We start from the raw sequence: 14021 nt of genomic DNA, 5'->3' as shown, positions 1-14021 counted from the left end.
CTAAGACAAATTGGGTTCAAACTTCATAGCAGTTTGAACCCAATTTGATATTGTGAGATTAAATAACTCTTTTTAATATGCTACGGCAAACAATACCCTACCGGCAGAGGGTTTTCCGGTACGTATGCAAACGCCCGGTGTCATGTCTCTATCAAAAGGAACACAGCGTATTGTTGCATGGGTTTCTTCCTTGATTAACTGTTCCGTTTCAGATGTTCCGTCCCAGTGAGCATATACAAATCCTCCCTTTTGCGCCATAATCTGTTTAAATTCCTGATAATCATCTACAAAGTAGGTTTGAGATTTTACTCTTTCAGAAGCAATTTTGAATAAATTTTGCTGAATCTCGTTGAGTAATTGTTCACAAGTTGTAACAATACCCGCAAGCGGAGCAGATGTTTTGGTTTTTAAGTCTCTGCGAAATACTTCTATTTGGCTATTGGCTAAATCTCTTAGTCCAATGGATAGCCGAATAGGAACACCTTTTAATTCCCATTCAGCGAATTTCCATCCAGGTTTTTGGGTATCGTCATCATCAAACTTAACAGAGATTCCGGCAGCTTTAAATTCTGCTAAAAGCGGCGTAATTGTATCTTGAATTTGCAATCTTTCTGCGTCATTTTTGTATATTGGGATTATAACTACCTGAATAGGGGCAAGTTCCGGAGGAATGATTAAACCGTTATCATCAGAATGGGACATAATAAGAGCCCCCATCAAGCGGGTAGATACTCCCCATGAAGTTGCCCATACGTATTCCAACTTATTTTCTTTATTCAGAAAAGTTACTTCAAATGCTTTGGCGAAGTTTTGGCCTAAGAAATGGGACGTTCCGGCTTGTAATGCTTTTCCGTCTTGCATCAGAGCTTCGATGCAGTAAGTATCTAAGGCACCAGCAAAGCGTTCTTGGGGTGTTTTAGCTCCTTTTAGTACCGGAATAGCTAAGTAACGTTCTGCAAATGTGGCATATACATTTAGCATTTGAGTAGTTTCGTGGATTGCTTCTTCGGCTGTTGCGTGTGCTGTATGCCCTTCTTGCCACAGGAACTCAGCAGTACGCAGAAATAAACGAGTGCGCATTTCCCAACGAACAACATTTGCCCATTGGTTTATTAATATCGGTAAATCGCGGTAAGATTGTATCCAATCTCGGTAAGAGTTCCAAATAATTGTCTCGGATGTTGGGCGGACGATAAGTTCTTCTTCTAACTTAGCGGTTGGGTCCACTACCACTCCACTGCCATTGGGGTTCTGTATAAGGCGGTGGTGGGTAACAACGGCACATTCTTTTGCAAACCCTTCAATGTGGTCTGCTTCTTTGCTTAAAAATGATTTTGGGATAAATAGCGGAAAATAGGCATTAACGTGGCCTGTTTCTTTAAACATCCTATCCAGATGTTGTTGCATTTTTTCCCATATTGCATATCCGTAGGGTTTAATTACCATACAACCGCGCACAGCCGAATTTTCGGCTAAGCCGGCGCGTTTTACTAATTCGGTGTACCATTCGGAATAGTTTTCATCCCGTTTAGGTAACTTTTTTTCTGCCATTTAAACTATGTGTGTTTTGTATGGCAAAATTAGATATTGTTTGCTAAAATTTTAGCTTTTTACTTAAGCCGGCTGTAAAAACGATTGCTCGGCTATTCGGGGGCACAAAATTTTATTCGGAAAAGAGGGAAATTGTCATCGTTTGGTTATGCAGATAACAGGCTTCACCTTTTTGGGCTGCTGATTTTTTTCCTGTTTCTACACTTTGAACGCCCGGCGCTAGTTCTCCGTAGGAATAAAATCCCGTAATAGCTGCCTTGCCGCCGATAGTTTCCCGTACTGCTTCTACTTCATCTTCTATCTTTTGACCTAATACTAATTTTCTGCCTACACAGCTCACCAAAAGGGCTAATTGCGGTTCTGACTCTAAAGACATACTTTGTTGGGCAGCATGGTTAGCACCTTGAATTAAGCGGTCAAAGTTTGCTTTCATTAGCTGAGCGTGGCTTCCCTGCGGAATATCGCCGGCAAAAGTCATGGATTGGGTTGCTTCATCAACCGAAAGAACCGTTCTGGTTATGCGTTCTTCGTTATTTTGGCCGGCGCGTAGGCTTAACGGAAATAGTAATGCTGATGCCGGTAGTTCTGAGGCTTTTTCTCCCAGATATTCTTTGTATAAAGCTAATGCCGGTTTACCGTCTAATTCATATAAAACGTTGGCTTCTGACTTAGTAACAACGCGCTCCGGCCCAAAAGTTTCCCAGCCACCCATAGTTCCGTAGCCAATCTTAATATCTTGGCCATAAAAACCTACGGCGACTATCAAACCGTCTTTAGGTGAATTGTTTAAACCAACTAATGTTTTTTGGAATCTGGCTCCATCTCCGGCTAACCCTCCCGTAACTGAAATACCCTTTGGTAAAACAGCGTTCAGTCCGGCAATTAAGTCCGTACCATTTACCATTAGCCCGTCTGAAACCACAAATACATGGCGCAAATCATTATGAGATAGCTGCTTGGCTAACTCTTCGCCAGCTTTACGGCTGTCTTTATTTAAATCTAATATCTGAACAGAAGCTACCGAAATAGGTGTTTTTTCAAATTGAATTGCAGTGGCAATTATTGTATCATCCAAAACTGAGGTATTGAGTATTTCTCCAGAAGTAGAGCCTAAAATCACCTGCGCTTTGGGATAAAATTTCTTAATTTCTGCTACTCTTTTTGGGTCTTCCAGTAAATCTCTTCCCCCAAATGCAAACACTAAATTAGCATTGGTTTTCACGGTGGCGCACCTTCCCATAATTTTCCATTTATCGCCTTTAAATGTACGTTGCTCAACTAACATAATGATTTCTAATAAAGTGCACGAATTTATGAATCTAAATTAATATTTACTATTTTTTTTAAAAAGTTATAAAAAGAACTATCTTAGTTTAAAATTGTATAACTATTTTATGGAGAGTGAACTTCCTGAGATTAGTCGCTATCAGCTACATTTGGCTGTTGAAGATTGTATCGCCTGCGATCAATGTGCCCGTATCTGTCCTGTTAATTGTATTGATATAGAATCTATTCGGGCTGTTTCTGATCTTGGCACAACTGCTGACGGAGCCAAGAAAAAGTTCTACCTATCTAAATTTAACATTGATTTAGCAAAATGCTTTTATTGCGGCCTCTGTACTGTTGTTTGCCCTACGGATTGCTTGACGATGCTACCGGTTTATGACTTTCCGACTACAAACTTGGAAAGTTTAAACTTCCCTTTTGGCAACTTAACTGAACAGGAAAAGAGTCAAAAATTAGCTGAATTAGCTGAATTTGAGGCTACTAAAAAGGCAATAAAGTTAGGTTCTGCAAAAACTGATTCAGTATCTACGGATTCTAAAATTACCGATGAAGGGTAATCCACAAAGGCTCTTTTCACCCATTTTCTTACCTTTGATAACTAAGTGTCAAAAATCATTCAGGACACTTGTAATTTTGTGCCGTGTCCCAAGAACCTCAACAGACAAAATCACGGCTAAACGAGCAATTATCTGAGTTACAACGAAAGCTCAGTTTTTTCCGTCTATTGCAAGCAAATATTACTTACGTGATGTTTTTGGTTGTGATTGGCTTACTCTATATCTGGAACAGCCATTTTGCGGAAAAGCAGGTTCGCAAAGCGGAATACTTACAGCGTGAACTCCGTGATTTAAAATCAGAATACATGACCCTAAACGCCCAATTGAGTAAAGCACGGCAGCAAAGCGAAATAGCTAAACGTGTAGCTCCTATGGGATTAGAAGAACTAAAAACCCCTCCCTTTAAATTACCCAACGCAAGCAATAAGTGATTTTTCACCCGTAATTAATTTTTAAACTTAAAATTATGAGCCAAGAAAAAGAATTAAAAAGCCGGATATTATTTCGGGTTTATTTCTTGTTTTTTGTTTTTGCGATATTTGGTTCTCTGATATTTTTTGAAATTTGGAAGATTCAATATATCGAGGGAGACTATTGGCAGCGTAAACAACAGACAGACCGCGTTTATGAGAAAAAACTTTTAGCTGATAGGGGAACCATTTTTGCCTCAGATGGCTCTATTTTGGCGATTACATTGCCTTACTATCGAGTTGCCGTTGATGTAACGGTCTTACGAGAATCAGACTTTCCAAACCTAAAAGACAGCCTAACAGCCTTAGCAAAGCAGTTAGCAAAATATTTTCCGGAGGAAGGAACTTATACAATGCAAGACTATCTCCAAAAACTTCAGTTAGCCCGCCAAAATCACGATAAACACTTTTACCTAACTTCTGTAAAACGATTTTATAACTATCCGGAAGTATCTCTTTTAAAGACATTTCCAATATTTTGTCGCGGAAAAAACGGAGGTGGGCTGATTTTAGAAAAAATCAATAATAAGCGTTTTTATCCATTAGGAGATATGGCCAGAATCACACTTGGGCTAATCCAAGGAGACACAGTGGGTATCAAAGGGTTAGAATTTTCTTTTGATAAAGAACTACGTGGCAAAGACGGCCTAACCCTTGTTCAGCGTATATCTGGAAACGTAGAAGTACCCATTGAAGAATACGGAGAGCTATCCACAGAAGATGGGCACGATATTGTAACAACCTTAAATATTAACCATCAAGATATTGTAGAAACAGCCTTAGAGAAAGCTATAAAAACAAATGATGCTAAATCCGGAGTAGCTATTTTGATGGAGGTAGCTACGGGCAAGATTACCGCTATGGCAAACTATCCGGAAAACTTAAATAACGCTGTTTTAATGCAGGTTGAACCCGGAAGTACCTTTAAGATAGCCTCAACCATAGCTGCTTTGGAAGACAATGCCGTAACTTTAGCAGATACGATAGAAACCAATGGTGGAAGCTATGAGTTTTTTGACCGCACAATGCGCGATGTTCAGGCTAATGAAAAGCTATCTTTTCGGCAGGCCATTGAAAAGTCTTCCAACATCGCAATAGCCAGAGTGATTGATGGATACTATAAATCAAAGCCTGAACTATTTTTTGAGCGCTTAGATCGTATGGGAGTTCTCACCGCTAGCGGCTGCCAGTTGCGGGGCGAGCCAATACCGGCCGTTATCCGGCCAAATACGCCCGCGTGGAACGGAACAACCCTCCCTTGGCTCGCAACCGGATACAACATCCGCCTAACTCCCTTACAACTACTAACTTTCTTCAGCGCAATAGCTAATGGCGGAAAAATGATGCGCCCAATAATCGTATCCGAAATCCGAAATAACGCAGAATCTATCGTCAAATTTGAGCCGGAAGTAATCCGAAAGCAAATCGCTAGCTCCAAAACATTAAAAGAAGTTCAAAGCCTCTTAGAAGGAGTTGTAGAAAATGGAACGGCATCAGGCATTAAGGGATCTCACTATAAAATAGCCGGAAAAACAGGCACTGCCCGAAAACTAATTGACGGAGAATACCAAAAAGTCTATCGGGCATCCTTTGTAGGATATTTTCCGGCAGATAATCCTAAATACTCTTGTATTGTGATTGTGGATGAACCCAATGCTGGACTGATTTACGGGTCTTCGGTAGCTGGGCCTGTCTTTAAAGAAATTAGCGATAAAGTATATGCATTAGATCTTGAGCTAAATCAAGAGCCGGTACGAGAAGTCGCTAATGCGATGCTATACACACCCGTTACCCGCGTAGTTCATCGAGATGACGCAATACGGGTTTACAATGCCCTGAATATATCCTCACCCCAACGCCCAAAAACAGAGTTTGTTGTGGCAAAACGAGATAAAGAAAGTGTCCATTTTCGTCCGTATTCTCCCTCGTCAAGAGTTTTGCCTAACGTACACGGTATGAGTGCCAAAGATGCCCTAAGTTTATTGGAAAACTTTGGTTGTAAAGTGCGGCTAAACGGTACCGGAAAAGTAACAAACCAATACCCACAGGCCGGCTCACCAATGAAAAAAGGAACTACAGTCTGGCTACAATTAGTAACTAAATGAAAAACAGGATTTTATTTTTTAAAATAACCCAAGCTAAAATCAAGTAAGATTATTTGAGATTTTGAGACACACTTCGGTTGTTATCGGTACTTTAACGCATAATTAATGGCAAAATAATTTTATATTTTTTGTCAATCATTATCCAAAACTGTGTAACTTTGGGGCATAATTTTCGTTTGATTAAAAAAACAATTCTAACCCTGAGTATGAAAAAGTCTATTTTCTTTATCTGCTGCTTAGTGATTGCGGCTTTGGCATTTCAGTCTTGTAAAGCTCTTGGTGGCTTTAACTCACATGAGTGTCAAGCCCAAAAGACTGATAATCATTAGACTGTTGCCAAACAACTGCGTTTAGGGCAGCCTAATAATTAATGGTTAATACATTACAAAGGTTTCTTATTAGAAGCCTTTTTTTGTTCGGGACTATCTTTTTTCTTACTATCGTTGGTGGAGTTTTGTTTGCTGGAGTAGTTTATTGGCTTCCGGGGTCAGTATCTTCTGTATCACAAAATGATGACCTAAATGTTATTCACACTGAAAGTAATCCTGACTACATTAACCGGTCGTTACCGTTTTTTTATCTTGGTATAAATTATCATTCCAATAACTTGATTCTGCATTTATTTCCAGTTCGTTGGAATGGTGCTGATAATTTTTTTCATCGGTTTTGGATAGGCTTTATTCACAATAAGGGAGAATCCAAACGGTTAGGCAAAACTGTATTTACTTGTATTTGGGAGGCGTTACCTACTACTTTGTTAATCAGTATTCCGGCGTGGTTTTGGGGCACTTGTTGCGGCGTTTTGGCCGGAGTTTTTATTTCACAACATTACTGGCATCGGTTTCGCAGTATCTTTGAGTCTATCATCATCACAAATTGGGTTATTCCCAGTTTTTGGATAGGTACACTCGCCATTGTGTGGTTTTCAAAAGGAGGGATATTTCCCATCTTCCCAACAGATGGAATCACACTAAAGCAAGAAGATAACTATTGGGCTATTTTCTACAACTATACCACACATTTATGTTTACCCATATTGACAGAAGGATTCGGCATATTTTGGTTTGTATGTAAAATAACGCAAACTCAATGCTTAAATATACAGCAAGAATTATGGTGGAAAGTGTTAATCAGCAAAGGGTTGCAGAAAAGAAGGATTTTGTGGCACTTGATTCCGCATTTACGCCTTCAACAAGCATTTTGGTCAGCTCAGGTTATCTCCAGTTGGATAGTTGGTACATTGGTGATAGAAATTCTTTTTAACCTGCCGGGAATAGGATTTTTGTTTATCAACAGTTTGTATAGTAGAGATTACCCGATTATAGTTGGTTTAATATTATTTTTTTTTATTTGGAGCGTAGCCGCACAATTACTGGGGAAGTGGTTAGTTCAAATAAATGACCCCCGAATATTGCGCCCGATTAGCTCTCCAAAATAAAATTTACGGTATTGCTATTTATCATTTATGTTTTTTATAGTTTTGCAGGAAGAGTTTGTTAGTTATGTCAAAGTTTTTGAGTAACCGTGCTTTAACCGGTTTAATACGAATGGGAGATGTTATGCTACCCCAAAACGGAGAATTTCCGGCCTATTCTGCTTTTGGCGGCTACGAACATATTGACGATCTCTTAGAATATGTTCCAGAAGCAGACCGAAAAGACTTAAATTTAGTATTGGTATCTATTTCGTTTTTACCCAACGGCTTGTTAAACTGGTTAGTAAAAAACATCATGAATAGTTTTGGTACCGGAAATGGTGCTATTGCGGTAGTTTACAGACAATTAAACTTTGCCTTACGTGGGCTGCTCTTCTCTACCTACTATACCGAAAAAAGTGGTGCAAAGTTTTCAGGAATCCGCCCGATAGATATTTGTGGATACCAAATAAACAGAATCTAATCCTAAGTTTTCTTTTTGAGAACTACCAAAACTTTTGATGCTTCAAGAAGTTATTCTTACAAAAGACTTTGATTACGACCTTCCGGATAGTTCTATTGCAAAGTTCCCAAACCCTGAGCGCGATAGCAGTAAATTATTAGTCGTTTTGGGTGAAAAAATACAAGACGATGTCTTTAAAAACATAGCTTCCTATTTACCTAAAAATGCGCTGTTTGTGTTAAATGATTCTCGTGTGTTTCCCGCACGTATTCATTTACAGAGAGATACCGGCGGGGTCATAGAAATTTTACTTGTTCGGGCTTTGCCGGAAAATAGATGGCTTGCCCTTGCCAAAAATAGCAAACGCTGGAAAATCAATGAAACGATAACTAAACATTTTTCAGAAGGTCTTTTTCAGGTAACATTAAAAAATATTCATAACACCGAAATTGAAGTAGCATTATATTGGGAGCCAATTAGTTGGACATTAGAACAGGTTTTACAAACTGTGGGTGAAGTCCCACTACCGCCGTATTTACACAGAAAAACTACTGATATTGATTTTGCGCGTTATCAGACGGTATATGCCCATTCGATAGGTTCTTCAGCGGCTCCTACTGCCGGCCTCCATTTTACACCCGATTTAATAGCCCGTTTGAGCGATTGTGGATACCAATTTGAGAGGCTTACGCTACACGTTGGCCCAGGTACATTTTTGCCGGTAAAAACACAAACGCTGAACCAGCATGAAATGCACACCGAATTTTGCTCTATATCAATACGTTGCTTAAAAAAACTATCTCAATTCTCTCCCATTGTAGCCGTAGGAACTACTACCCTCAGAACCTTAGAAAGTTTTTATAGAGCCGCTTTACCCCTTGTATTCAATGCTACTGAACCACTTACTGTTATCCCACAATTTTCTGATTATCAATATGATGAAAAAAAATCACCTTCTTACCAACTTGTTTTTGAAGCATTATTGGCTTATCTTATTCAAAAAAAATTACAGGATTTTACTATCCAAACAAAGTTAATGTTGGTTCCGGGAATGCAGGTTCATACTGCTGATTATTTAATCACAAATTTTCATCAGCCACAAAGCACTTTATTAGCGTTGGTAGAGGCATTTGCCGGAAAAATTTGGAATCCTGCCTATAAATATGCCTTAAATCAAGGATACCGTTTTCTAAGTTATGGAGATGCTTGCTTGTTCTCCCAAAAAATGAAGTCCGAATAAGCCTAAACTACTACTTTCTAAGATACGGATGTTGTGCTGCCAATTCGTTTTCCCACCAAAGAGCTAATTCTTTTTGGTATTGAGCGAAGGTAAAAGTTTTTATAATTACCTGATAATCATCAGGATTTATGATGTATGGAAACGATTCTTGTGCTAAATAGAAGCGTTGGTTTTCATAGCCAACCAATCCCAGCAGTTGAGTAATCTGGTTAGCCGAAAAGCAGTTACCGATTAAAAGCCTACGAAGCATCTGAACACGCTCTGCATCAGTACCTTGCTGAGAAATGATACCATAAATAGCGCGAAAATCTTCTCTGGGTATTATCTCTGACCCGGCACATGAGGCCTGCCGAGATTTACATAACTCCTCTCCTACCCCCATCAGTTTTCCGGCAAAACACTGATTATAAACTAATTGTAAGAAAAATATAAATATAAAAATAGCTCTCATAACCCTAAGAAATCTTTCTTAGTAGAATAAGCAAAAAGCGTTCCTAAATCCTTACTAATCGCTGGAGACTGTACTTAATGAGGCTTAAATCTCAGTAAAAACACTCAATTAACTATACAATAAACTTATTTTCAGGTAATTAATCGTAATTATGACTAATGAGTGTTTCTTGGTGAAAATAGCTTTCGCTGCTAATTTCCACATTAGTTCCGACGATATTTCGTTTTAAAAACTGGTCATACTTAATGACTTTCCCTATTCCGGGAGCATAAACTTCCCACGCACGCCTATGCGTAATGATAGAGTTTGTATCCAATGCCTGTAAAACCATTACGGATTTTGGGAAAATGTTTCCATTTAGTGTTAGTAAAGTATCTAATGTAGCATATTTGTAAAACTCCTGCCCGCGTAAATTATACTGATTTCCGTCCCATTTTCTCTTATAGTTTAACGGGAAGTTTAGCACTAAATATTTTGTATTTCCCTCAATTCGCTCTGCAAATTGTCCGTCTTTGTATTGTGTCCAAAGTTCCGCAAACTTAAAGTCACTCAAAGAGTCGCTGGTATAAACTTCTAAGCGGCTTACGGTTCGGTTCAGTAAATCTTGTTCTTGACCCTTTGTGAGTTCCATTTTATAGTATTTTCTACCAACAACTCCTGTGGTTGGGTACATTGAATCTACTACTTCGTAAATACGATATTTGGAATCAATTATTGGGTATAAGTTTAGGTCAAGGTTTTCTTCTTCTAACTTTCTATTACAAGCCATAGCCAGAAGTGCATAACAAACAATAAAGATAGCCTTGCGAGAAACCTTGAAATTCACGAACGCAAATATACTATTTTTTTCAAATACTTTCGTCTAAAACCTCTATTCAGTTTCTTTTTGAAAACAGCAGTATTTGTTTCTATAACCCTTTTAGTAGCACATCAAATCTATCAGATTAGCACTGCGTTAGCGGCTAAAAACTTATTAACTTGCGCACTCACTTAAAATAACAAGAAATTGTTTATATCAATTGATAATCAATGAGATATAATCAAAAAGTAAGTGTACTCCATATTTTTCTGATTTTGTATGCAAACAATAGCTCCGTATCAAACTGCCCATAAAGTTCGAATAGTTACTGCGGCCTCATTATTTGACGGCCATGATGCCAGTATTAATATTATGCGGCGGATATTGCAATCGAGTGGTGCAGAGGTAATCCATTTAGGCCATAACCGCTCTGTTCAGGAAATCGTAACTTGTGCTATCCAAGAAGATGCTCAGGCAATTGCGATAACTTCATACCAAGGCGGCCACATTGAATACCTAAAATATATGTACGATTTGCTGGTTCAGGCGCAAATGGAACATATTAAAATCTTTGCAGGCGGCGGCGGTACTATCTTACCAAATGAAATAGCAGAACTCCAAGCCTATGGCATTACCCGAATTTACTCCCCCGATGACGGTAGGAATATGGGACTGCAAGGTATGATTAACGATGTGTTGCAAAAAGCTGATTATGAAATAAATGCAAATATCAATGGAGAAATTAAAAACTTAACAGCAAAAAAGGATCGGGATATTGCCCGTTTGATAACCCTATTGGAAAACAATCCTGAATCCGGTCAAGATATTTTGGCAGAAATTCAACCTAAAACAGCACTTAAAGATGTGCCGGTATTGGGAATAACCGGCACCGGCGGTGCCGGAAAATCTTCTTTAACCGATGAGCTTGTCCGAAGGTTTTTAAACTTTACGACCGATAAGACCGTAGCTATTCTGTCTATTGACCCCAGTAAACGAAAAACCGGCGGCGCATTACTCGGAGATAGAATCCGAATGAATGCCATCAACAGTTCCAGCGTATTTATGCGCTCTATGGCTACCCGCCAAGCCCATACTTCTGTAAATAAGGCCGTTCATGACGTTATCCAACTATTCAAAGCAGCTCAATACGACCTGATTATTATAGAAACAGCCGGTATCGGGCAATCTGATAGCCAAATAACAGAACTCGCCGATGTGTTTTTATATGTAATGACACCTGAATTTGGCGCAGCTACCCAACTCGAAAAAATTGATATGCTCGACTTTGCCGACCTCGTAGCCATCAATAAATTCGACAAAAAAGGTGCCGATGATGCTTTAAGAGACGTAAAAAAACAACTACAACGAAACCAAAAACGTTTTTCTGAACCCTTAGATAATATGCCGGTATTCGGTACTATGGCTAATCAGTTTAATGACTCCGGAACAACCAGACTCTTTTTTGAGGTAATGGCTGCCATTACCCAAAAAACAAAAGTTTCTTTATTGCCGGAAGCTATCACATTTTCTCCTGAATCTACTTCTGTGAAAAGCCGCGTTATCCCACCAGAAAGAACCCGCTACTTAGCTGAAATCGTTGAAGATGGGCAACGATATAACCAACAGGCTCATAAACAAGCAGTTATCGCCAGAACCTTATTTCAACTGCATGGCACTCAAGAACTTTTAGCAAAACAAAATCCCGCAGACCCAACCATAGAGGTAATCCAACAGTTATATCAAAAGCAAGAGCAACTTCTTGACGCAGCAACTCGGCAGATTATGACAAACTGGGAAGCTACCCGAAATAATTTTCGGCAGCCCTATTTTTCATACTTCGTGCGCGGAAAAGAAATTCGGGTTTCAAACTATACCGAAACATTATCACATTTGCAGATCCCCAAAATTGCATTACCCAACTTTCAGGATTGGGGAGAAATTGTTCGTTGGGTGATGTTAGAAAATGTTCCTGGTGAATTTCCATACACCGCAGGCGTTTATCCTTTCAAACGCACTAATGAAGACCCCACCCGAATGTTTGCCGGAGAAGGAAATCCAGAGCGAACCAACAAGCGGTTTCACTATCTTTCGATGGGGATGCCGGCAGTCCGGCTCAGCACCGCATTTGACTCCGTAACCTTGTACGGCGAAAACCCAGACCACAGACCGGATATTTATGGAAAAATAGGCAATTCCGGCGTATCCATCGCCTGTTTAGATGATGCCAAAAAATTATATTCCGGCTTTGACCTCTGCGACCCCAAAACGTCCGTTTCTATGACCATAAACGGGCCTGCACCTATGGTATTAGCATTTTTCTTAAACGCTGCCATAGACCAGCAATGCGAACGCTATATCCTTGAAAACCACCTTGAAGCAGAAGTTCAAGCAACAATAGAAACTATTTATACACAAAAAGGTGAACCACGCCCGGTATATCACGGAGATCTCCCGCCGGGAAATAACGGATTAGGGCTGATGCTACTCGGCGTTACCGGAGACCAAGTGCTCTCCCCCGAAGTTTACCAAAAAATAAAGACCAAAACACTGCAATCAGTTCGAGGAACTGTTCAGGCTGATATTTTAAAAGAAGACCAAGCCCAAAATACCTGCATCTTTTCCACCGAATTTGCCCTCAAATTAATGGGAGATATACAAGAATATTTTATTCAAAATCAGGTACGCAATTTTTATTCTGTATCTATTTCCGGCTACCACATTGCAGAGGCAGGAGCTAACCCGATTTCCCAAGTAGCTTTTACACTGGCTAATGGATTCACTTTTGTTGAATATTATCTGGCACGCGGTATGGATATTAATGATTTTGCTCCCAATCTCAGTTTCTTCTTTTCAAATGGTATAGACCCCGAATACAGTGTAATCGGAAGAGTTGCACGTAGGATTTGGGCAAAAGCTATCAGATTCAAATATGGCGGCAATGAACGCTCTCAGATGTTAAAATATCACATCCAAACTTCCGGACGTTCTTTGCACGCACAAGAAATTGATTTTAACGACATCCGCACTACCTTGCAAGCCTTGTATGCTATCTACGATAACTGTAACTCGCTGCATACTAACGCTTATGACGAAGCCATTACAACGCCTACCGAAGAATCCGTTAGAAGAGCCGTTGCTATTCAACTTATTATTAATAAAGAACTTGGATTAGCAAAAAATGAAAATCCATTACAAGGAAGTTTTATCATAGAAGAGCTAACGGACTTAGTTGAAGAAGCTATTTATACAGAATTTAACAGGATTTCCGACCGAGGCGGGGTGCTGGGAGCTATGGAAACTATGTATCAACGAAACAAAATTCAGGAAGAATCTCTTTATTATGAAACACTTAAACACACCGGAGAATATCCAATTATCGGAGTAAACACCTTTTTGAGTGCCGAAGGCTCACCTACACAAATTCCGGAAGAGGTAATCCGCTCTACCCCAGCGGAAAAACAGTTGCAGATTAACAATATCCAAGCACTTTGCAAACGAAACCAAGCAGAAATCACCATTAGTCTTCAACGCCTTCAAGAGGCCGCACTCAACAATAAAAATATCTTTGAATGTATGATGGAAGCCGGAAAAGTAGCCTCCTTAGGGGAACTTAGCAAAGCTCTTTACCAAGTGGGCGGGCAATATCGGAGGAATATGTAATCGCTGAATTAGCCAAAATATTAC

General features: G+C 39.5%; 11 protein-coding genes. 7 read left to right on the top strand and 4 right to left on the bottom strand.

Annotated elements, in window-relative coordinates:
- Positions 1-72: 72 nt before the first annotated feature.
- Positions 73-1551 (bottom strand): proline--tRNA ligase, encoded by a 1479-nt coding sequence (proS, locus tag LC115_06215; protein ID MCZ2356269.1) that lies wholly within the window; start codon positions 1549-1551, stop codon positions 73-75.
- 112 nt (positions 1552-1663) lie between these two features.
- Positions 1664-2836 carry an FIST C-terminal domain-containing protein gene (locus tag LC115_06210; protein ID MCZ2356268.1) on the bottom strand — a complete coding sequence of 391 codons (1173 nt, stop codon included), beginning with the start codon at positions 2834-2836 and terminating at the stop codon, positions 1664-1666.
- A gap of 109 nt (positions 2837-2945) precedes the next feature.
- Between LC115_06210 and LC115_06205 the strand changes: the two genes are divergently transcribed.
- The 6 genes from LC115_06205 (at position 2946) to LC115_06180 (ending at position 9087) form a co-directional block, all read left to right on the top strand.
- The gene (locus LC115_06205; protein ID MCZ2356267.1) at positions 2946-3395 is read left to right on the top strand and encodes a 4Fe-4S binding protein; all 450 of its coding nucleotides are present in this window, start codon (positions 2946-2948) and stop codon (positions 3393-3395) included.
- Positions 3396-3478: 83 nt separating this feature from the next.
- The gene (locus LC115_06200) at positions 3479-3826 is read left to right on the top strand and encodes a hypothetical protein (protein MCZ2356266.1); all 348 of its coding nucleotides are present in this window, start codon (positions 3479-3481) and stop codon (positions 3824-3826) included.
- A 35-nt stretch (positions 3827-3861) separates the two neighbouring features.
- Complete coding sequence (locus LC115_06195; protein MCZ2356265.1) at positions 3862-5970, top strand: transpeptidase family protein; 2109 nt, start codon at positions 3862-3864, stop codon at positions 5968-5970.
- Positions 5971-6382: 412 nt separating this feature from the next.
- Entirely contained in the window at positions 6383-7408 is a 1026-nt protein-coding gene (locus LC115_06190; GenBank protein ID MCZ2356264.1) for an ABC transporter permease, read from the top strand.
- A 64-nt stretch (positions 7409-7472) separates the two neighbouring features.
- Positions 7473-7868 carry a hypothetical protein gene (locus tag LC115_06185; protein MCZ2356263.1) on the top strand — a complete coding sequence of 132 codons (396 nt, stop codon included), beginning with the start codon at positions 7473-7475 and terminating at the stop codon, positions 7866-7868.
- Between the two features lie 37 nt (positions 7869-7905).
- Positions 7906-9087, top strand: coding sequence for an S-adenosylmethionine:tRNA ribosyltransferase-isomerase (locus LC115_06180; protein ID MCZ2356262.1), 1182 nt, complete (start codon positions 7906-7908; stop codon positions 9085-9087).
- Between the two features lie 10 nt (positions 9088-9097).
- Here the strand turns inward: LC115_06180 and LC115_06175 are convergent, their stop codons facing one another.
- Positions 9098-9538, bottom strand: coding sequence for a DUF4476 domain-containing protein (locus LC115_06175; GenBank protein ID MCZ2356261.1), 441 nt, complete (start codon positions 9536-9538; stop codon positions 9098-9100).
- 139 nt (positions 9539-9677) lie between these two features.
- On the bottom strand, positions 9678-10364 hold the full coding sequence (locus LC115_06170) for a hypothetical protein (GenBank protein ID MCZ2356260.1): 687 nt from the start codon (positions 10362-10364) through the stop codon (positions 9678-9680).
- A gap of 252 nt (positions 10365-10616) precedes the next feature.
- Between LC115_06170 and LC115_06165 the strand changes: the two genes are divergently transcribed.
- The gene (locus LC115_06165; GenBank protein ID MCZ2356259.1) at positions 10617-13997 is read left to right on the top strand and encodes a methylmalonyl-CoA mutase family protein; all 3381 of its coding nucleotides are present in this window, start codon (positions 10617-10619) and stop codon (positions 13995-13997) included.
- Positions 13998-14021 lie beyond the last annotated feature (24 nt).

The sequence above is a fragment of the Bacteroidia bacterium genome (assembly GCA_026932145.1).
Taxonomy (GTDB): Bacteria; Bacteroidota; Bacteroidia; order J057; family JAIXKT01; genus JAIXKT01.
This window is presented reverse-complemented; position numbering and strand designations above follow the sequence as displayed.